Source organism: Flavobacteriales bacterium, assembly GCA_021739695.1.
In the GTDB taxonomy this organism is placed as follows: Bacteria; Bacteroidota; Bacteroidia; order UBA10329; family UBA10329; genus UBA10329.
Genome location: JAIPBM010000018.1, coordinates 15337 through 36761 on the forward strand (window position 1 = coordinate 15337; position 21425 = coordinate 36761).

General features: G+C 44.8%; 16 protein-coding genes. 9 read left to right on the plus strand and 7 right to left on the minus strand.

From position 1 onward, the window contains the following. Position 1: 1 nt before the first annotated feature. Positions 2 to 1162, minus strand: coding sequence for a zinc-dependent metalloprotease (locus tag K9J17_11850; protein MCF8277417.1), 1161 nt, complete (start codon positions 1160 to 1162; stop codon positions 2 to 4). Positions 1163 to 1287: 125 nt separating this feature from the next. On the opposite strand from K9J17_11850, the gene K9J17_11855 reads away from it, so the two are divergent. The 4 genes from K9J17_11855 to K9J17_11870 all read left to right on the plus strand — a co-directional run bounded on the left by K9J17_11855 (position 1288) and on the right by K9J17_11870 (position 5436). Then, a complete protein-coding gene (locus K9J17_11855; GenBank protein ID MCF8277418.1) occupies positions 1288 to 1467 on the plus strand; it encodes a hypothetical protein in 180 nt (59 codons plus the stop codon). Between the two features lie 60 nt (positions 1468 to 1527). Further along, on the plus strand, positions 1528 to 3762 hold the full coding sequence (locus tag K9J17_11860) for a urocanate hydratase (GenBank protein MCF8277419.1): 2235 nt from the start codon (positions 1528 to 1530) through the stop codon (positions 3760 to 3762). Positions 3763 to 3844: 82 nt separating this feature from the next. Then, positions 3845 to 4390, plus strand: a complete 546-nt coding sequence (locus K9J17_11865) for a hypothetical protein (protein ID MCF8277420.1) — start codon at positions 3845 to 3847, stop codon at positions 4388 to 4390. Continuing rightward, on the plus strand, positions 4387 to 5436 hold the full coding sequence (locus K9J17_11870) for a hypothetical protein (protein MCF8277421.1): 1050 nt from the start codon (positions 4387 to 4389) through the stop codon (positions 5434 to 5436). The genes K9J17_11865 and K9J17_11870 overlap by 4 nt, the downstream gene beginning before the upstream one ends. 1 nt (position 5437) lies before the next feature. Here the strand turns inward: K9J17_11870 and K9J17_11875 are convergent, their stop codons facing one another. The 3 genes from K9J17_11875 to K9J17_11885 all read right to left on the minus strand — a co-directional run bounded on the left by K9J17_11875 (position 5438) and on the right by K9J17_11885 (position 9732). Next, positions 5438 to 6166, minus strand: coding sequence for a class I SAM-dependent methyltransferase (locus K9J17_11875; GenBank protein MCF8277422.1), 729 nt, complete (start codon positions 6164 to 6166; stop codon positions 5438 to 5440). Then, positions 6163 to 8610 (minus strand): phenylalanine--tRNA ligase subunit beta, encoded by a 2448-nt coding sequence (pheT, locus tag K9J17_11880; protein ID MCF8277423.1) that lies wholly within the window; start codon positions 8608 to 8610, stop codon positions 6163 to 6165. The genes K9J17_11875 and pheT overlap by 4 nt, the downstream gene beginning before the upstream one ends. A gap of 81 nt (positions 8611 to 8691) precedes the next feature. Further along, complete coding sequence (locus K9J17_11885; protein ID MCF8277424.1) at positions 8692 to 9732, minus strand: anhydro-N-acetylmuramic acid kinase; 1041 nt, start codon at positions 9730 to 9732, stop codon at positions 8692 to 8694. A gap of 105 nt (positions 9733 to 9837) precedes the next feature. On the opposite strand from K9J17_11885, the gene K9J17_11890 reads away from it, so the two are divergent. After that, on the plus strand, positions 9838 to 10980 hold the full coding sequence (locus K9J17_11890; protein MCF8277425.1) for an acyl-CoA dehydrogenase: 1143 nt from the start codon (positions 9838 to 9840) through the stop codon (positions 10978 to 10980). On the opposite strand, the gene murF is transcribed toward K9J17_11890, so the two are convergent. The 3 genes from murF to K9J17_11905 all read right to left on the minus strand — a co-directional run bounded on the left by murF (position 10977) and on the right by K9J17_11905 (position 14874). Further along, positions 10977 to 12290 (minus strand): UDP-N-acetylmuramoyl-tripeptide--D-alanyl-D-alanine ligase, encoded by a 1314-nt coding sequence (gene murF / locus K9J17_11895; GenBank protein ID MCF8277426.1) that lies wholly within the window; start codon positions 12288 to 12290, stop codon positions 10977 to 10979. The two genes, K9J17_11890 and murF, sit on opposite strands and share 4 nt — an antisense overlap. A 63-nt stretch (positions 12291 to 12353) precedes the next feature. Further along, positions 12354 to 13832 (minus strand): SUMF1/EgtB/PvdO family nonheme iron enzyme, encoded by a 1479-nt coding sequence (locus K9J17_11900; GenBank protein ID MCF8277427.1) that lies wholly within the window; start codon positions 13830 to 13832, stop codon positions 12354 to 12356. Positions 13833 to 13893: 61 nt separating this feature from the next. Next, positions 13894 to 14874: a type IX secretion system membrane protein PorP/SprF gene (locus K9J17_11905; protein ID MCF8277428.1), complete on the minus strand. Its 981-nt coding sequence runs from the start codon at positions 14872 to 14874 to the stop codon at positions 13894 to 13896. Positions 14875 to 15108: 234 nt separating this feature from the next. On the opposite strand from K9J17_11905, the gene porU reads away from it, so the two are divergent. Genes porU through K9J17_11925 form a run of 4 tightly spaced genes read left to right on the plus strand, consistent with a single transcriptional unit; the run spans position 15109 to position 21352 of the window. Further along, entirely contained in the window at positions 15109 to 19023 is a 3915-nt protein-coding gene (gene porU, locus K9J17_11910) for a type IX secretion system sortase PorU (protein MCF8277429.1), read from the plus strand. 16 nt (positions 19024 to 19039) lie between these two features. After that, positions 19040 to 20371 (plus strand): type IX secretion system outer membrane channel protein PorV, encoded by a 1332-nt coding sequence (porV, locus tag K9J17_11915; GenBank protein ID MCF8277430.1) that lies wholly within the window; start codon positions 19040 to 19042, stop codon positions 20369 to 20371. Beyond that, complete coding sequence (ispF, locus tag K9J17_11920; GenBank protein ID MCF8277431.1) at positions 20371 to 20850, plus strand: 2-C-methyl-D-erythritol 2,4-cyclodiphosphate synthase; 480 nt, start codon at positions 20371 to 20373, stop codon at positions 20848 to 20850. Before porV ends, ispF begins: the two co-directional genes overlap by 1 nt. Before the next feature lie 13 nt (positions 20851 to 20863). Beyond that, entirely contained in the window at positions 20864 to 21352 is a 489-nt protein-coding gene (locus K9J17_11925; protein ID MCF8277432.1) for a cytidine deaminase, read from the plus strand. The last annotated feature ends 73 nt before the right edge of the window (positions 21353 to 21425 follow it).

Genomic DNA, 21425 nt, shown 5'->3' on the forward strand with positions numbered 1-21425 from the left:
GTCAGTTTTTGATGAAACGTGCCGAAGACAATTCACTTTCGCTTTGTAAACGAAAAAGATAAACACCTGGCGGAATTTCACTTACATCCAACACGTTCTTTCCCGAAGCCGACTTTCCTGAAAGGATGGTTCTGCCCTGAACATCCAAAATGGAGAAAGAGCCACTTTTAGTTGATTGGAAATGAAGCAGATCGGATGTTGGGTTTGGCGAAACTTTGAGTGATTGACTGACCGCATCATCAACGCCCAAATAATAATATTCGAGCAGACCTGGCATTTGCGTTTGAATACAATTGAGCATTCTGGCCTTTTGGCCTTCGGTGAAAATGTTTGCGCAACCAGGATTGGTATATGACATGTAATTCATGTGCATGTTACCATAAGGTCCATTGTCGCATGTAATGGCAGTATCGGAGCATGCAACCACAAAGGTGTCTTTCCCTATCGGTGTGTCAGCCACCAGATCAGCATCATAGCATGAATCATGAGCCGTTGGGTGCAACAAGCAGGTAAAATGACCTAATTCATGAGTAATCGTTCTCCAACCATCATTTGCAGAAAATTGCCCTGTCCGAAGAACCAACCCTGATTCTTCTTCAGGCAGACTGCCTGGCAGTGTTGCAGCACCCAGCGTTATACCACCACCCTGACTGTTGACATCAATCTGCCTTACAATCCAAATGTTGAGGTAATGCTGTGTATCCCATGCCGATTTGCCACCGGTTGAATCGTACTTCATGTGCCCGAACTCATACATTGAAGAATCTGAGTACGTATGCGTTATTCCAGTTGTAGCTTGTCCATTAGGATCAACCTGGGCCAACCGAAGCTCGATCTCTGTATCGGCCGCATCAGTTAAAAAATAATCTGGCGTCAGGCTAGTGTCGGCATTCTGTCTTCGAAGATCTTTATTCACTAGGTCAAGATTAGCTTGAACCACAGAATCTGTCAGGTTGTCATTTGGATTGTTCCAAAGCACGTGAACCACCGTTTGTAAATAGGTAACGCTGCGCTGATGATCAAAATTTGCATCGGCCAGTTCCCGTTCTATTTCCTCAATCAATTCGGGAGAACGGGTATCTATTTGTTGGGTAACGCAAACCTGAGATCTGGCTCCTAATGTGAGACCTAAAGCGATAAAAAGGAAGAGAAACTGTTTCATGGAGTGAATGTATTCAGCCCGACCGCAGGAATCAAACAAAGTTCGGCCTATAAATTACAGTTCAGAGAATACTTTGACCACAACCCTTCACCCCTATTCTTGTTTACTTTGCAAACGTGAACGAGATGGACGATTATTTCGGGCGGCCGAAGCTTGACCCAGAGGATTTCTACTATTCCAAAGAGGGCTACATCGTCTTCACGGAAAAGTATCTGCTAAAGCGTGGGTATTGCTGCAAGAACAGCTGCAAGCATTGTCCGTATGGGTTTGACAAGAAAACAGGACGGATAAAACCCCAGCCCTAACCCTCCCCAAAAGGGAGAGGAATTCGGATGGCCTAGATTTGATTCTTAACTAAATGATAGATGGATTTTAAGAGCGCAGTTTCGGAAGGAATTCCAAGTCAACTTCCAGCTAAGAACGAACGTGACCCTCAACTAAGTCACGCGCCAAAGCGGAAAGACACTCTCAGTGCAGAAGAGAAAAAACTGGCCTTGCGAAATGCCTTGCGCTACTTCCCGCAGGAATGGCATGCTGAATTGGCAAAGGAATTTTCTGAGGAGCTGAACGCTTACGGCCGCATTTACATGTACCGTTTTATGCCAGCGTATGAAATGTATGCACGGCCGATCTCTGCATATCCAGCCCGATGTCAGCAAGCTGCGGCTATCATGCTCATGATCCAGAATAACTTAGATCCGGCTGTGGCACAGCATCCGCAGGAACTCATCACTTATGGAGGAAATGGAGCTGTTTTCCAGAACTGGGCGCAGTATCGTTTGACCATGAAATACCTCTCGGAAATGACCGAAGAGCAAACCTTGGCCATGTATAGCGGCCATCCCATGGGATTATTCCCAAGCCACAAGGATGCACCGCGTGTTGTGGTAACCAACGGCATGATGATTCCGAACTACAGCAAGCCTGACGATTGGGAGAAATTCAACGCCTTGGGCGTTACCCAATACGGACAAATGACCGCGGGTTCGTATATGTACATCGGTCCGCAGGGAATTGTGCATGGAACTACTATAACCGTGCTGAATGCGGTGAGGAAACTGACCTCCCCCAACCCCTCCAAAGGAGGGGAGTGGCAGTCCGATTTAACTTTATCTAAAACATCATATCAAGGCACCCCGAATTCCCCTTCCCTTCGGGGAGGGGTCAGGGGTGGGGTTGGCCTTCCTTTATTCGTAACCTCCGGCCTTGGTGGCATGAGCGGAGCGCAGCCAAAGGCTGGAAACATTGCTGGCGTGGTTACCATTTGTGCCGAGATCAATCCAGCAGCGGCCGAAAAACGCCACTCACAAGGTTGGGTAGATGAGCTCATTCATGATGTGGATCTGTGCATTGAAACAGCATTGGTATTTCAATCAGACAAAAAAGCCAGAAGCATTGCTTTCGTTGGCAACGTGGTTGACCTATGGGAACGCTTGGCAGAACGGAACATCAAGGTTGATCTGGGTTCGGACCAAACCTCCTTGCACAACCCTTGGGCCGGTGGTTATTATCCAGTTGGATTGAGTTATAAGGAAAGCAATGCACTGATGGCGAATGAGCCAGACGCGTTCAAGAAGCGTGTGCAGGAAACACTACGCAGACAGGTTTCAGCCATCAATAAATTGGCAGAAAACGGAATGTATTTCTTCGATTATGGAAATGCTTTTCTGTTGGAGGCAGGAAGAGCTGGGGCGGATATATTTACCCCTCCCCAACCCTCCCCAAAGGGGAGGGAGTTGCGCTCCGAGCCAAGTTCAGATAAACGTGCCAGCTCCCCTCCTTTGGAGGGGTCGGGGGAGGCTTCGAATTCCCCTTCCCTTCGGGGAGGGGTCAGGGGTGGGGCTGTTGGGGAGGCCGCTTTCCGCTACTCAAGTTACGTTCAAGACATCATGGGACCAATGTGCTTCGATTACGGTTTCGGCCCCTTCCGTTGGGTGTGTGCTTCTGGCAAAGAAGAAGACCTGCAAGCCACAGATGCGATTGCAGCACAGGTCATTGAAGAAATGCTTTTAAATGCTCCTGAAGAAATTCGAGGACAACTACAGGATAATCTTCTTTGGGTTCGCGAAGCGCAGCAGAACAAGTTAGTGGTCGGGTCGCAGGCGCGCATCCTTTATGCTGATGCGGAAGGACGAACTAAGATTGCGGCTGCCTTCAACAAGGCCATCAAAGATGGGAAGATCGGACCTGTGGTTCTCGGCCGCGACCATCATGATGTTTCTGGAACAGATTCGCCATATCGCGAGACTTCAAACATTTATGATGGCTCGCAATTCACTGCCGACATGGCTGTGCAGAATTTTGTGGGCGATGCCTTTCGCGGAGCAACATGGATCAGTCTTCACAACGGTGGTGGTGTTGGTTGGGGAGAAGTGATAAACGGTGGTTTCGGAATGCTGCTGGATGGCTCAGAAGATGCCGACCGCAGGCTGAAAATGATGCTTCATTGGGACGTGAACAATGGAATCTCAAGACGAAGCTGGGCAAGGAATGAAGGCGCTGTTTTCGCCATTAAACGCGCCATGGAAGCGGAACCAAACCTGAAGGTGACTTTGCCTAACTTCGTGGACGATGCGCTGCTGGATAATCTCGATATGTAGTAAAATTGGTGCGTCATTCCGAGGGAAGTATGACCGAAGGAATCTCATGCGTTTCGCTGGAGATTGCTTCGCTCCGCTCGCAATGACTGCTCTGCTTCTGTGTATTCAAACGGATGGCTTTGGCCAGGTTGCGGAAGAAGAAACCCCGTTCAATCAGCAACTAGAGCATCGCGTGGGACTTGGCTTTGCCATCACGGGTTTCAGTTCCAACTTCACCTATTTCGTTTCGCCTCATTACTCGTTCCGCTACCATCGGCATTGGTTCGGGTTCACTCCTTTTTACGGAAGATTGGATGCCAACGCCAAGCAACAGGACGTGGGAATTGGCATCGACTATAGGCTTTATCCTTTCAAAAACCTGAACTCGACCTTGCTGTATTTCCCGATCGGTGTCCACTACAATCATAAGTGGACAGGCAAGAGCGAAAAGACAGCCATGTTCTACAAAGCTGGATTCGGGGTAGAAGCCTTGCTTGGCAAACGCTTTGCCCTATCGTTGGATGCAAATTTTGCAGTCGGTCAAACGCTTAGTTCCAAAATCCGAACAGCCGAGCGTGGCAGCGTTGGCTCGGCAAACAATCTGAACTATTATTTTCTGCCTGTTATCCGTATATCCTACCGTCTGTGAGCAACAACATCTCCAAAAAGAAGCACTTCATTCCCATCATTCCTTCGCTCAGAAAGTATCTGAAAAAGGAAGGGCGAGAAATGAAACTCGGATTGGTGTATGATGATCTTTTGGAGCATCAATTGGCCACTCCGCTGCTCGACAAGAAGGGTCAGGATACGCTTTGGGAAACCGTTTTCTACGAACCCGCAAGAACCAAGAAACTCTACCAATCGCTTACCTATATATATGTAATGCTGAAAAATGAGGGCGATTTCAGCTCTCAGGAACATTTGGATGTGGAGCGTATAGATTACTGCTCATTCGGAAATTCGAACCCGTTCCGCATCCGTATCATCAACAAATTCAACGACAATTACGATTACTTCTACATCAAAACAGCCGATGCATCGCGGGTTTATGGCTTGGAGTTGGAGCATCTTCTCTCGCCAAATCGTATCAGCTATTATGTAGATGGCAACACCTTAATTGAGGAACACATTGCCGGAATTCCGGGCGACATGTTCATCAACACCATGATGCTGACCAAACAGACCAATAAGGTGCGATTGGCCAAAGAATTTGTAAAGTTCAATGAGCGTTGTTTTGTGCGCCTATTAGGTGATATGCGCAGCTACAATTATGTGCTCGACATTACGCCCGATTTTGATGACGTGCAGTATCGCATCCGCGCCATCGATTTTGATCAGCAGTGCTACGAAGGCCGCAAGAACCTTTACCTGCCGCAGTTCTTCAAAGAGAATTTTCCGTTAGTGGAATTGGGCATGCAGCTCATCAACGAAAAAACCGTTAAGCAATATCAGGCCGAAGAACGCTCGTTGATCGCGAGAAGGCTAATTGCATCGCGTTACCGCGTGAAAGACCTGATCGATTGCATGGAAGAGGACAACATATCCACCGAGGAGAAAGTGCAACAGCTACGCGAAGATCTGGCCAAGCATCACGCTCATGAAGCCTTCCTTTCGTGCGCCAATATGGGAAGCATCCTAAAACTGCACCTCAAGCAATCTCTAGGAAAGCATATTCGGAAGGTGAGGAATCTTTAGATCAGCTAAAAAGTTTCGCTAGCCAACTTTTATTACTGGAATTAGGAACAGCAACTGCTAGCTCCAACTCGTTTGTCTTTTTTATAACGTACGGTTGAAAACACCACTCTTTCGAAACTGGTTCATTGGTCAATCTTCTAAACACTCCGGTTTTCGCAGGAAGTGTCGCGTCATACTGCCAGTCTTCACTTTCCTTTAAAAACTCCTCAAGTACCCTTACCGACCACAACTGAGTATCATCTAACAACAGGATTCCACCAACTTTAAGTTTGGAAGCATAATAGTGAAAATCGATCATTGGAGTTGGAAAACCATGTCCTCCATCGATAAGGAGAAGATCAAACTCACCCGAGCAAGCTTGATCGAACACTGCCATGTCTGAAGTCTTGAGCACAAATTCCATTTTATCCAAAGACAACCCATTTTCTGTACAATACACGCTCAAACGTTGTTTTTCCGACTCTTCTGGGTTAATGCAAACATGGGCCGTACCTTTCATTGCGAACAAAGCAGTACTGATCCCCATGCCTGTTTCCAAGGTTCTCATGCTAGGCGTGAGAATCTTATCCAAATAAAGAAATGTTTGATTTGGAAGGCCAGAGGCAGTTATTTCTCCTTCCGTCCATTCATGGACCTTAGGCGGGCATTCTAACAATTGTTCAACTGTGGTTATCATTTGGCGATTAATCCTTTGTATAAAAATCGATTTGAAAAAACCAAAAATAATCAACCTCTCAAAACAGCACCGACCTCTTGCTCAAATCGTTGTTGAAGGCGGCCCATGGTTTTGTCGATGGTCTTGTCATTCAGCGTTGCCTTTTCATCTTGAAGGATGAAGCTGAGTGCGTAGGAACGCTTGCCCTCTGGAACACCTTTCCCTTCGTACACATCAAACAGGTCCACTTCTTTGAGAAGACTTCTTTCTGTCTGATAGGCAAGTTGCTCCAACTGCGCATACTTCACGGTCTTGTCTACAAAAAGCGCAAGGTCTCTCCTCACGGAAGGATACTTCGGCAGTTCTGTTACTTCAAACTCATTTAGGGCAGAAAGTTTCAGCACACGGTTCCAATCGAAATCAGCAAAGAATACTTCTTGATCAATGTCGAAAGCTTCGAGAATATTGGAATTGACACTTCCGAAGTTGGCGAGCAATTGCCCATCCTTTGTGCGGAATTCCATACCGTAGTTGAACGTACGGGCGTCAGACAGATCCTGCAACAGCGATTTAATTCCCATTCGATTCAGAATGGACCGGACAGCCCCATGAATGTGATGGAAATTGCCATTTCCTACTGGTGAGTTCCAGCGCTCTTTCTGCCATCTTCCAGTGATAAAAAGACCAAGTGCGGCATGTTCTTCATACGGCCATTTCTCTTTGCCCGAAAGACCATAGACATTCCCGAACTCATAGAATTTGCAGTTCGGGTTCTGATGGCGAATGTTGCGCGAAAGACTTTCCAATCCACCAAACAGCAAGGTCTGGCGCATGGCGTTGAGGTCCGTGCTCAAGGGGTTCAAAATATCAACTTTCGACTTTCCTGCTTCCGCAAAATGGGTGTCCATATAGGAAGCCTTGGTGAGCGAGTTATTCATGATCTCGTTAAAGCCCTGAGCCGTTAACGCATCGGAAACAAGATTTCGCAATTGCTCCGGGCTTTTCTTATCCGAAGCAATGAGTGGCACGCGCAATTGGCCGCTTCCAACGATGCGGTCGTAGCCGTAAACACGTAGTATTTCTTCAATGACATCCGCTTCTCGCGTCACATCATTCTTGAACGAAGGCACGGAAAGCTTCAACCCGTCTTCCGTTTTCTTCTCCACATAAATTCCCAGATCATCCAAGATGGAAAGCACCGTTTCTTTCGGGATTTCCTGACCGATCAATCGGTTGATGTTGTCAAACTTCACCTCCACTTTCTGGTGCGGAATCGGAATCGGATAGATATCGGTGATGACGGATAGCTTTCCACCTGCCACTTCTTGAATGAGCAAAGCAGCGCGCTTGGCTGCCAACACAACGGTTTCAGGATCAATGCCTCTTTCAAAACGGAAAGATGCGTCTGTGCTCAATCCATGTCGTTTGGCCGTTTTCCGGATGGAAACTGGATTGAAATAGGCACTTTCCAAGAACACGTTCTTCGTGTTCTCTGTCACACCTGAATTCAAACCACCGAAAACTCCGGCAATGCACATGCCATCACTGGCGTTGCAGATCATCAGATCACCATCATTCAGCTTTCGCTCCACTTCATCCAGCGTGGTGAATTCCTCAGCCGATTTTGCTGTTCGCACAATCACCTTCTGGTCTTTGATCTTGTCTGCATCAAAGGCGTGCAGCGGCTGGCCAAGTTCATGCAATACGAAATTGGTGACATCCACTACATTATTAATAGGTCGTGAACCGATGGCTTTCAATCTATTCTGTAACCAAGCAGGCGATGGTTTTACTTCAATTCCTTGGATATAAAGTCCTACGTAACGCGGACATGCTTCCAGATCTTGAACATCAATCGTTATCGGATTTTCCTTCAGATCGGCAGAATAGCCCATCACATCCGGCCACTCCAGTTTCAAGTTTTCATGTCCTCCTTTTATCTCGCGGATAACTGCCCGTAGGTCGCGTGCTACGCCAATGTGGCTCATGGCATCAGCACGATTCGGAGTGAGGCCGATTTCCAAAACGAAATCATTCTCCACATCAAAATATTCCGAAGCTGGCGTTCCAACCTTCACATCTGCAGGCAGAACCATGATGCCATCATGACCTTGACCCAAACCAATTTCATCTTCGGCACAGATCATTCCTTCAGAAACCTGCCCTCTGATCTTCGATTTCTTAATCTCGAAGGGTTCACCTTCCGAAGGGTAAAGTTTGGCGCCAACAATTGCAACCACCACTTTCTGCCCCACTTCCACGTTCGGGGCTCCACAAACGATGTCCAACAGTTCACCCGAACCGATATTCACCTTCGTACAGTTCAAACGGTCGGCATCCGGATGCTTTTCCTTGCTCACCACCTCGCCTAGTACCAATCCTTCCAAACCTCCATTGATGGACGTAAAAGGAATGACCTTTTCCACTTCCAGACCACTGCCAGTAAGCAGTGCTGCAGCTTCGTTCACATCAAGATCAACAGGCAAGTATTGGCGAAGCCAATTGTAAGAAATGTTCATTCTAATAAGTTTGGGTCGCGAATTTAAGCTTTGTGCCGTTCTAAAAGAGAAAGACTAGGCATCGCTCAGCAGACATGTATCTTATTTGGTTGGCAAACTGATGTGGCCAGAGCTGCTATCTCGTTCTGCTCCTGTTACACTTTTCAAGACATTGATTTCGCCATGGTATTTCAAAACGCCCAGAAATGCGAAGATCAGTGCTTCTTTAAAGTCAATTATTTCAGATTCAGGAATTACAACATTTGTATTTGAAAGTGCGCTGATCCGTTCCATCAGGAACGTGTTTTTTGCACCTCCGCCCGTCACCAAAACACTTCCACCAGCAGCATGTGCATTTATAACCGAACTGATCTGCTGAGCAGCGTGTTCCACAACGGTTCTCAACTTAGTCTCTATCGATTTTTCAGAACGCTGAATGATCGGTAAAAACGCTTGTTCCAACCACTCGCGCGATAAGGAAGGTCGGTTCATCTGAGAATAAACTGGGAGTTGATTCAGATCAGCCAACAGTTGTTCATCCTCATTCCCAGATCTCGCAAGTTCTCCAGCCAGGTCGTATGGTTTTCCTAATACATTGGCTAATGGATTCAAAGCAATGTTCACTGGGCAAATATCAAAAGCGCGCCTAGTGTCGCCCATCCTGTAACTGATATTTGAAAATCCACCCAAATTCAAACACATGTCAAATTCAGAAAATAAGAGCTCATCTCCCATCGGAACCAATGGAGCGCCTTGCCCACCCAACGAAACATCCAATGTTCGGAAATCCGAAATCGTTGTGTTTCCTGTACAATTGGCAATTTCATCTCCACTTCCAATCTGCAATGTGTACCTATTTGCAGGGTCATGGAAAACCGTGTGCCCATGCGAGCAAATAAGATCTGGATCAGCCAAATGGAACTTCGTCAAAAAGGCACAAACGTGTTGGCCGATGTACTTTCCGAAAACAATATTCAGTTCTGCGAGGTCGACAGGAGCAAGAGTGTGTGCGTTCCCGAGCTTAGCGCGCCATTCAGAATCATACTCGATACATTCGGTTGCGCTGATCTTGAAACTCCAATTTCCATCGAAATTGAACTCAACGAAACACAGATCAAGCCCATCGAGTGATGTGCCCGACATGATACCAACGGCCAATGTTCTGTGCGGAGTCAAAGTGTGGTGTAACGTTAATGAATTTTAGGATGAATAAAGTACATTTGCCGCTCACCAAAGCACCATTTTAAGATGAAAATCGAGCTGAACGAGGAACACCTGATGATACAGAAAGCGGCACGCGACTTTGCCCAAACTGAGTTATTACCCGGTGTGATAGAACGCGACAGTAAAATGGAGTTCCCTTACGAACAGGTTAAAAAAATGGGCGAACTGGGTTTTCTCGGTTTGATGGTTGACCCGAAGTATGGCGGAAGTGGAATGGATACCATTTCGTACGTCCTTGCCATGGAAGAGATTTCTAAAGTGGACAATTCGGCTTCTGTTTGCATGTCGGTAAACAACTCGTTGGTGTGCTGGGGATTGGAGAAATATGGAACCGAGGAACAAAAACAGAAATACCTGGTGCCATTGGCTACTGGAGAAGTAATAGGTGCATTCGCACTTTCGGAACCAGAAGCGGGTTCAGATGCTACTTCTCAGCAGACTACGGCTATCGACATGGGTGATCATTACCTGCTGAACGGAACCAAAAACTGGATCACCAATGGTGGAAACGCTTCAACGTATTTGGTAATTGCACAGACAGATGTTGAGAAAGGCCACCGCGGCATCAATGTCTTGATTGTTGAGAAAGGCATGGAAGGTTTCACCGTTGGAGCAAAAGAAGATAAACTCGGAATCCGTTCTTCAGACACGCATTCCTTGATGTTCCAAGATGTGAAAGTTCCGAAAGAGAACAGAATAGGTGAGGATGGATTTGGGTTCAAATTCGCGATGATGACGCTTTCTGGAGGAAGAATTGGTATTGCAGCACAAGCACTTGGAATTGCAAGTGGCGCGTATGAGTTGGCGTTGGCCTATTCTAAAGAGCGTAAAGCTTTCGGAAAAACAATCAATCAACATCAGATCATCCAATTCAAATTGGCCGACATGGCCACAGAGATTGAGGCTGCTCGTTTGTTGATCTACAAATCTGCTTGGCACAAAGACCAAGGAATGAACTATGATGTTTCAAGTTCAATGGCCAAGTTATTTGCCTCGAAAGTTGCGATGGACACCACGGTTGAAGCCGTTCAGATTCATGGCGGATACGGTTATGTAAAGGAATATCACGTAGAACGTTTGATGCGTGATGCGAAGATCACTCAGATCTACGAAGGCACTTCTGAAGTTCAGAAGATCGTTATCTCCAGAGCTGTTACGAAGGATTAAGAAAGAAGCAGTTCAGCAGCTTTCTCCAATTTGTTTCCACGCGAACCTTTGATAAGTACCGTTTCATTTTCGAATGGATGGGTGCTCAACCAAACATTCAATTCTGAGACGTTCGTAAAGAAATTGAATGGAAAATCATCCTTGAACTGAAGAAATTCAGCTCCAACCAAACAAACCGTTTTCAGCTTTAGCGACAACAATCTAGAGCAGATGAATCGATGCTCTTCAGAACTTGTTGGCCCTAACTCAAGCATCTCTCCCAATATCACGGAATGGTTCGTACCATCAGAGCCAAGCAGATTGCTAATAGCCACATCCATGCTGCTCGGATTGGCATTATAGGCATCAAGAATGAACGTGTTCGAATCCCTTTTTCTGATTTCAGAACGGTTATTTGTAGGCTGATATCCAGAAATTCCTCGAGCTATTTCATCGTCCGAGAGGCCGAAAACGATTCCAGTTGCAACAGCTGCCATGATGTTTGGCAGATTATATGTGCCAGTAAGATTTGTCTTTACAACGGGCGCATCATCCAACCTTGCTGAATCTGCTTTACGTGTCCACTGTACGGAAACAAAATTTCCTTCACGCACGATTCTTGCTTGAACATCATCTGTTGGCAAAGTACCATAATAGAATGCTTTGCTTCCTTCGGCATTATCCATCAATGGCTTGTCGCAACTATGCACTAGAAGTTTTCCACCGTACTTTCGAATGTGATCAAACAACTCTGTTTTCGTTTTAAGCACACCTTCCAGTCCACCCATTGTCTCCAAATGTGCTTTGCCAATGTTTGTTATCAGCGCATAATTAGGGTCAGCAATATCACACAGCTCCTTAATATCTCCCTGCTTGCTAGCTCCCATTTCAATAATGGCAATCTCATGGTCTGCATTCAACTGGAACAAGGTCAGCGGAACGCCTATCTGATTATTGAAGTTGCCTGTTGTTGCCAGCACGCTGAACTTCTGACTAAGCACGGCATTCATCAGTTCCTTTGTGGTCGTTTTTCCATTGGAACCAGTAATTCCAATTATCGGAATATCAAATTGATGCCTATGATAACTTGCCAGATCTTGTAGTGTCTTCAAGCCATCTACAACTTTAATAAGGCCTTTTGTTTCTGCTAAGGAAGCATCGTCTGCTATGGAATATGCCGCTCCTTTTTCAAGCGCTTCCAACGCAAATGAGTTTCCGTCAAACGTTTCGCCTTTAAGTGAAACGTAAATGCAATCTTTTGTGATCTTCCGGCTATCCGTGCAAATTACAGGATGCATTTGAAAAAGCATGTAGAGTTCAGAGATTTCCATTGGCGAAAAATAAAAAACCCCAAGCCAAAAAGGCTTGGGGTTTCAAATCAGTTATAAGATTTATTAATCCATCGTTTGTGTTCCCACGCGGGTCATCGCACATCGGAAACCAATATCATCTGTAGATTGCTCAGCATCCAAGAATCTTCTTGTGCCAGGAACTAGGAAGTAAGCACGGTCTTTCCAAGAACCTCCCTTGTAAACGTGAGCTTCATCGTTGATCAAAGATGTAGCGCCCCATTCGTACATTCTCTTCTTGGCCTTATCTCCTCCAGTATTATATTCATCATTGCTGTAGAAAATGGATGAAGAATAATCTCCATCCAAGAAGTTGATGTTGTCGGCTTTCTTGTAATTCCTACGCTGAGTATTTTCTTCCTCCGTTACATCTCTCCAGATAATTTTACCCAAGCTGTCTTTCTCGGCAATTTCACCTTCTTCTTCTCTTAGCTGAGTTTTGAAAACGTTACCTCTGAATGCTCGGAAATCATCATCATCCTCCATGCTCAATGGACGATAAACGTCTTTCACCCACTCATTCACGTTACCAGCCATGCAATAAAGACCGTAATCGTTTGGCCAGTACGAAGAAACATCTGTTGGAATATCGGCACGGTCATTCAAATAACCTGCAGCACCCATGTTATCTCCTTTACCTCGCTTAAAGTTGGCCATCATTTCACCTTTGAATTGATCATCGGCATTCCTCATGTAAGCACCATTCCAAGGGTACAGTCTTCTTTCAGTAACACGCTCAAAAACCGTGTTTCCAATCAATCCCAGTGCCGCGAATTCCCACTCCGCTTCTGTTGGGAGTCGGTAGCGTGGCAACAGAATTCCATCCTCAATTCTCACTTTACGCGTATCCTTATTCGGGTCAAGGTCAATCAGATCTGAACGAACCAATCCTTCATACTGTCCTGCCAAATAAGCATCAGTATTGAAGTTATCTTCATCAACCTGATTTGGATTTGTTCTAAGTATACCTTCTCTTACAAGAATCATTTCGTTAACCCTATCAGTTCTCCAAGCACAGTAATCCGTTGCTTGCAACCAGTTAACGCCAACTACTGGATAATAATTGTAGGCCGGATGGCGCAGGTACAATTCCACATACGGTTCGTTAAAGCCCAATTTACTTCTCCACACCAAGGTATCTGGAAGCGCTTTTCTGTAAACCTCTGGGTAACTCGCGTAAAAAACGCGTGTTATCCAGTACAGATATTCGCGATAATCAACATTGGTTACTTCGGTCTCATCCATGTAAAATGATGACACGGTAGCTCTTCTAGGAATGTTATCCCAGTCATGACGAACGTCTTGCTCAACACGACCCATGGTAAATGTACCACCTTCAACAAAAACCAATCCTGGGCCTGTTTCCTGACCTTCCCACGGAGTTACTTCAAAACCACCATTTTTAGGGTCATTATTATTCCAACCTGTTGTATTTGACCTATCCTTTTGGCAGGAAACCAAACCAAACGTGGCAACCAAGAACAGACTGAATATTTTTATGATATTGATGCTTGTGGACTTCATGACTATGTTGTTTCTAAACATGCGTTGAACGGAAAAACGACTCAATTGTTACGATATTGTATCAGAACGATGGACAATCGATGGCTCTGAACTTTTTCTTAGGCTTTCTACATCCGAATTGGAGACCCAACGAGAACTCGTGAGAACCAGCAGTATTATTGGTCAGAGAAGAGATGGTAACGTCATAACTATATCCGAATTTGAATGCTCCTTGCTGAAAGCCAATAAGGACGATGAATGCATCCGGATTATTGAAACTCTGACGGAACCATAGACCACCTACGATAAATCCTTTTGACAAGTAAAAACCGTAATTCAACTGCTGAAAATCTTGTTGGTGTTGGTAAAGGATATTTGGAGAAAGGTTCCATTTCTTATCCTGCTCTCTTCTGTTCCCGAAGTAAATGTTAACTCCAGCATGTCCGGTGAATTTCACTGGTAGCTTACTGAAACCAGCAAAACCTTCATCAGGTTGAGTCATATGATGCGCTGCGAATCCAACGTAAAACTTTTCAGTGTAACCGATGATTCCAGCAGAGAAATCAGCGAAGATTCTACTAGTATTAGGTTTAACTTCATTAGTTGGATAAACGAACCCATATCTAGGATCAATCATATCTCCAAAGGTCAGTTTATTCCAGTCAATACTTCTTTGTACAACAGTCGCTTGCGCGCCAATTCTCAAAGAGAATTTTCTGGTAACATTCATTCGGTAAGCATAAATAAGGCTTCCCTCGAAACTATTCAACGTTCCTTCTCCAGCCCTGTCTGCCATAAAATATCCGCCCAAGCCTCCATGAAGAGCATTAACATCCATATCAAAGGACGCAGCATAGGTAACGAACGTACCAGAAATGGCTGGCCACTGATTTCGATAGTTCATCACAACCCTCGGACACCTCTTCGAACCAGCAAACGCAGGGTTCAAATAGAGTGGATTAGCATAGAATTGAGTGAACTGCGGATCCTGAGCAAATGCTTCATTGGCCGTCCAAGTCCCCACAAATACCAACACAAAGGCAACGAAAAACCGCTTCAGCATTCTGGCTTTTTGAAATTTAAAGGACAATAATACGAATTAATTTAGTTTGGAATCTTGGCAACAAAGTAGAATAAAATGATTGTTTTTGTACAATATTTCGGAACACTAGTCGTTATGCGGCTGTTTCCTGATTCGAACGGGTCAAATTTAAGTTGAAACGAAACACAACCGACAGATATTATACCGTAAAATTAATTGTACTACAATTGCCTTTGAAAAATCGTTTTTCGACCAATGAATAGCTTCTTAAAATTTTCCCTCAGCATTTTTTTTGTCATTCTCGTTGTCAGTGACGTAAATGCGCAGCAAAATTCATCCCTAATAACCAAGGTCCAGCGCCTAAATGGTCTTGACCCCGTCAATTGGAAAGCTCCAATCAAGGAAGTGACCTTTGATGGTTCCGAAAAGACCCATCTCTTTTTTGAAGGTGCAGTCTATTTGAACGAAAGTTCGCTTCCGTCTTACATCAGAAATATTCGCACATCATCAGGAAATTCACTTCAGGCAAGTTTTGCAGACATACAATTTGAGCCTCTTACCTTAAGTGAAAGAGAAGCAATTCAAGGAATTGCTATTGAATCTTCAGTACGCATCGAAGTTGATAATTACACGGAACGGAAACAGAATTACACACGAGTTTCGTTCGTTCCGATCAGAAAAAACCCAACATCAGGTCAACTGGAAAAAGTAGTTGGCTTCAGATTGCAAACACAATCAATTCCAATCTCTGAAACCAAAGCCGCTGCTGCTACCGGATTTGCTACCAGTTCTGTACTTGCATCTGGCAATTGGTATAAAGTTGCCGTTACGCAAGACGGAATGTTTCGACTAACGTACAGCGACCTCCAGAATTTAGGATTAGACGTGGCATCGATAGACCCTAGACGAATCAATATATATGGTAATGGTGGCGGAATGCTGCCAGAAGCAAATAATGCTTTTAGACATGACGACCTTGAGCAGAATGCGATTGAAGTAGTCGGAGAAGCGGATGGAAGTTTTGACCAAGGCGATTACATCATATTCTACGCAAAAGGGCCTAATAGCTGGATCCAAGACAGTTCGAGTTGTGGCTTATTTCGCCATCAATTGAACCTATATAGTGATAAAGCCTACTATTTCCTCACGATTGATCGCGGAATGGGAAGAAGGGTTGCGACCGAGAACGATCCTGCATCGTCATCTACGCATACAGTTACATCATTTGTTGACTATCAATTTCATGAATCGGACCAGGTAAACTTGGTGAAGTCAGGACGACAGTGGTTTGGAGAAGAATTCGATATTCAAACTTCCTATGGTTTCGACTTTGGTTTTTCAAACGTCAGATCATCTGAGCCAGCATACGTTGCTGTCAATTTCTTAGGCAAATATTCGTCCGCGACTTCCTATTCTGTCAAGGTGAATGGAACATCAGTGGTCAGCTCCCTAACAATCAACGGAACTTCTGGAGCTTACGCACCACAGGCGGTTGCCAAGAGTTCTTGCACGGAAGTTCAACTTTCGTCTGGCAATACCAATGTGACAGTAACTTATAATAAGAGTGGAATTCCCAGTGCTGTGGGTTGGCTCGATTATATTGAGGTCATTTTAAAACGGAATCTTTCAATGTCGGGAGGACAAATGGCATTCCGAGACCTAGAATCTGTCGGACTTGGAAATGTTGGAGAATTCCAGATTGCAAATGCGAATGGGTCTTTACGAATTTGGGAAACTACTGACCCTACGAATGTGATCCAGCGCAATCTCACACTATCTGGTTCAACGGGTCGATTTAAAATAGAGACTGATTCGTTGCGCCAATTCATGGCCTTTAATGGTAGCAGCTACTATACTCCAGAACTTATCGGACAAGTGGACAACCAAAATCTCCATGGGCTTTCACAAAAAAACATGGTTATCGTTGCTCATCCAAACTTCATGAGCGAAGCCGAACGTTTGGCCAATTTCCATGAACAAAATCAGACAAATGCTCTTTCGGTTCATATCGTAACGCCACAGCAGATATATAATGAGTTCTCTTCGGGTGCACAGGATGTATCTGCTATTCGTGACTTTGTGCGCATGTTCTATCAGCGAAGCACAGGTTGGCAAGATATGCCGCGCTATCTCCTGCTTTTTGGAGATGCTTCTTACGACTACAAAGACCGCTTGCCAGACAACACCAATTACGTTCCAACTTACGAGTCGGTTGAATCTTTAACACCAACAACAAGTTATGCCTCTGACGACTTCTACGGACTTTTAGATCCTCAGGAAGGAAATTGGACCACATCTTCGAACGCTGCTTTGGATATTGGAATAGGAAGATTCGTAGCAAGAACATTGGATGACGCCCGTGTATTCGTAGATAAGATCTATCGATACGAGGAATTGAACATCGCAAGTCTTGTCACTACAGAAGCGTGTAGCACAGGTGTTTCAACAACCACGTCACCAGATTGGCGAAACAGGATCTGTTTTGTTGCAGATGACGAAGACAATAACATGCACCTCAATCAGGCAGATCAGTTAGCCACGATGGTTGACACGATGTATCCAGAGTACAACATCAGCAAGATTTATTTGGACTCCTACATTCAAGAGTCTACACCTGGCGGACAACGTTATCCAGAAGTGACAATTGACATCAACAATACGGTACAGCGTGGCTCACTCATAATAAATTACACAGGGCACGGTGGAGAATTGGGTTGGGCGCATGAGCGTGTTCTTGGCGTGACAGATATAGATAGCTGGACCAACCTATCTGACCTTGCCGTTTTCGTTACTGCAACTTGCGAATTTACACGGTATGACGACCCGAGTCGGATTTCTGCTGGAGAGCTGGTTCACCTGAATCCGAACGGAGGCGGGATTGCGCTCTTTACAACTTCAAGATTGGTTTATTCTGCTCCTAACTTCACCTTGAACAAAAACTTCTACCTCAACTTGCTGGTTGAGCAACCTTGGGGGCCGCCAACAATGGGAGACGTTATTCGGATGACCAAAGTGGCAAGTGGCGGTTCTGTGAATAATCGGAATTTCAGTCTGATAGGAGATCCAGCACAACGTTTGGCTTTCCCGCTTCATGATGTGGAAACACTCACCATCAATTCTGAAAATGTAAATTCTCTCACCGACACAATAAATGCCTTAGAACTCGTTACGGTAACCGGTAGAATGAAGAACAGGAACGGTCAATTAATGCCAGATTTTACTGGAACAGTATATCCAACTGTATTTGATAAGAATACCGTGGTAAGCACATTGGCCAACGACCCAGGATCTTCCGTAACGCAATTCAGTGTTCAGAAGAACCTTATATATAAGGGTAAGGCCAGCGTGATCGATGGCAATTTCTCGTTCTCTTTTGTTGTACCTAAAGACATTGCTTACAATTACGGCAAAGGCAGGATAAGCTATTACGCGGAAGGAGATGGCACGAATGCCAACGGCTACTTTGAAGAGTTCATTATTGGAGGCTCGAACAATCAAGCAGCAGCTGACGAAACAGGTCCTTCTGTTCGATTGTATATGAATGACGAGAATTTCGCCTATGGAGGGACAACAGACGAAAACCCATCGATGTTTGCCATTGTGGCTGACAGCAATGGGGTAAATACAGTGGGTAATGGAATTGGGCATGACATCACTGCCGTGCTAGACGACAACACGAATAACACTATCAATCTCAACGATTTCTATCAAGCGGACCTGAACAGTTATCAAAGCGGGAAAGTGGTGTATCCGTTCAGCAAACTGAGTGAAGGAACACACAATCTCAAACTCAAAATATGGGATGTTTACAACAACAGTTCTGAAGCGTACACGGAATTTGTTGTGGCAGAATCTGCTCAATTAGCGCTGCAGCATGTGCTCAACTATCCAAATCCGTTTACAACAAGAACATCCTTCATGTTTGAACATAATCAACCTTGCAACAGTTTAGATGTGCAGGTTCAGGTATTCACAGTATCAGGCAAGTTGGTGAAAACGATAAATGAAACTGTTCTGACCGCTGGATTTAGAAACGACCCAATAGAATGGGACGGATTGGATGATTACGGACAGAAAATTGGACGAGGAGTTTACCTCTATAACTTAAAGGTGAAAACACCTGACGGACAGACTGCCGAACAGATAGAACGACTGGTCATTCTCAATTGATAGTAAAAACCGCAACATGGCTATATTTGCAGCCCTCAAAAAAGAAATGATGTTCAATTTCAGGCATTTTTCAGCCATCTTAGTACTAGTGTTATTGTCTCTGGCCTTGAATGCTCAGAACATTCAGACAAAAGATGGTGGTGATGGTTCATTACAGCTTAATACCATAACCACAGCTGTTCCCTTTCTTATGATTACGCCAGATGCACGCGCTGGTGGCATGGGAGATGTGGGTGTCGCTACCGATCCTGATGGAGCTTCCATTCACTGGAACCCGGCCAAGATGGCCTACATTCAGAGTAAGATGGGATTTGCCGTGTCTTACACTCCATGGTTGCGAGCATTGGTTCCAGATATCAACCTGGCTTACATCTCAGGTTATGGTAAAATCGGAAAAAAAGGAATGCAGACGCTTTCAGGCTCATTGCGCTACTTCTCGCTTGGAAGCATCACATTTACAGATAATCAAGGCCAAACGATAGGAACCTTCAATCCGAATGAATTTGCAATTGACCTTAGTTATGCACGAAAACTTTCGAAAGAATTCTCTGGTGGTATCGCTCTGCGTTATGTATACTCAAATCTTACGGGAGGACTTAACGTTGGTGGAGCGAACACAAAACCCGGCCAAGCTGCTGCGGCCGATGTTTCTTTCTATTACCAGACAGACCGAGTGGAAATCGGCAAAAAGAAAACCTTGATTTCCGCTGGTTTGAACATCTCGAACATCGGTTCAAAGATGTCTTATACTCAGACTAATCAAGAAGATTTCCTTCCGATCAATATGAGGTTAGGTGTTGGTTTCAAATATTTCATCGATGACAGGAACAGTATTGCTGCCTACTTCGATGTCAACAAATTGATGGTACCGACTCCTCCGAAATACGATACCGATCCATACATAGACAATTCCTTGCCCCCTGGAGACACGTTAGGCGCCATTGGAAATCCTGCAAATGCCAATCCTAACTACGGAACAATCATTGCGGGAAAAGACCCGAACAGAAGTGTTCCAAACGGAATGTTCACATCGTTTGGCGATGCACCAGGAGGTAGCGCAGAAGAACTACGAGAGGTTAATTACTCAGTAGGAATTGAGTATTGGTACAATAAGCTTTTTGCTGTTAGAGCTGGTTATTTCCATGAAAATTGGACAAAAGGTAATCGCCAATTTTTCACTGTTGGAGCAGGAATCCGTTACAATGTATTCGGGCTGGATTTTGCTTATCTGATTCCAACGAAGCAGCAGAATCCACTTCAAAATACACTTCGATTTACGCTCACTTTCGATTTCGAGGCTTTCAAAAAGCAGAATAAAGAGAGTAAAGAAAGTAAACCAGAAGATTGATGCAGATCCGAGTCGGATTCGGATATGATGTGCACCAATTAGCTCAAGGCGAAGAACTTTGGCTGGGAGGCAAACTGATTCCTTCTGAACTTGGGGCTGTTGGTCATTCCGATGCAGATGTTCTCATTCATGTGATCTGTGATGCGCTGCTCGGTGCGGCAAACCTTAGAGACATCGGCTTTCATTTTCCAGATACTTCTGCCGATTTCAAAGGAATAGACAGCAAGATCCTTCTTAAAGATGTGGTGAAATTGCTGGAAGAAAAAGGTTATTCCATTGGAAATGTGGACAGTACAGTGGCTCTTGAAAAACCAAAAGTCAATCCACATATTGACGATATGAAAGCGATTCTTGCGAAGATTTTGAAGGTTGACGAAGATGCCGTTTCAATAAAAGCGACCACGTCAGAAAAAATCGGCTTCGTAGGACGACAAGAAGGAGTTGCTGCTTTCGCAACAGTTCTCATTCAGAAAAACTAATCTCCAATTTGTAATGGGCGAGTTTTCACTTACGATAAAAGGACTTTCTGTTTCGCGGTCAGAACTTGCCATTCCAGACTTGCAATTGCTGGAAAAGGCGGAAGATGTTTCCAAGAATGCTTACGCGCCTTATTCTCAGTTTTTTGTGGGAGCTGCCCTTAGGTTAGATAACGGAACAATTGTTCTTGGCACCAATCAGGAGAATGTTGCTTACCCATCTGGCCTATGTGCTGAACGCGTTGCACTTTTCTCTGCATCTACCAATCACCCCAATATTCCTGTCGCTGCCATGGCCATCACAGTAAACACTGCGAAAAGTGTCATTACAGTACCGCTTTCTCCTTGCGGAAATTGTCGTCAGGTTATTATGGAATATCAACATAAACAGAACCAGCCAATCCGACTTATTCTTGGCGGACAAGGCGACACGGTGTGGATTTTTGAAGATTCAGCTGCACTTCTTCCGTTCGGGTTCGAGGCTGATTATCTCAAGAATTCCTGAACAAGCATTACATCTTGCTGTTTCAGATTGGAATGTAGGCAAAGCCCGCTTACCTTTAACTCCGACTTCTATT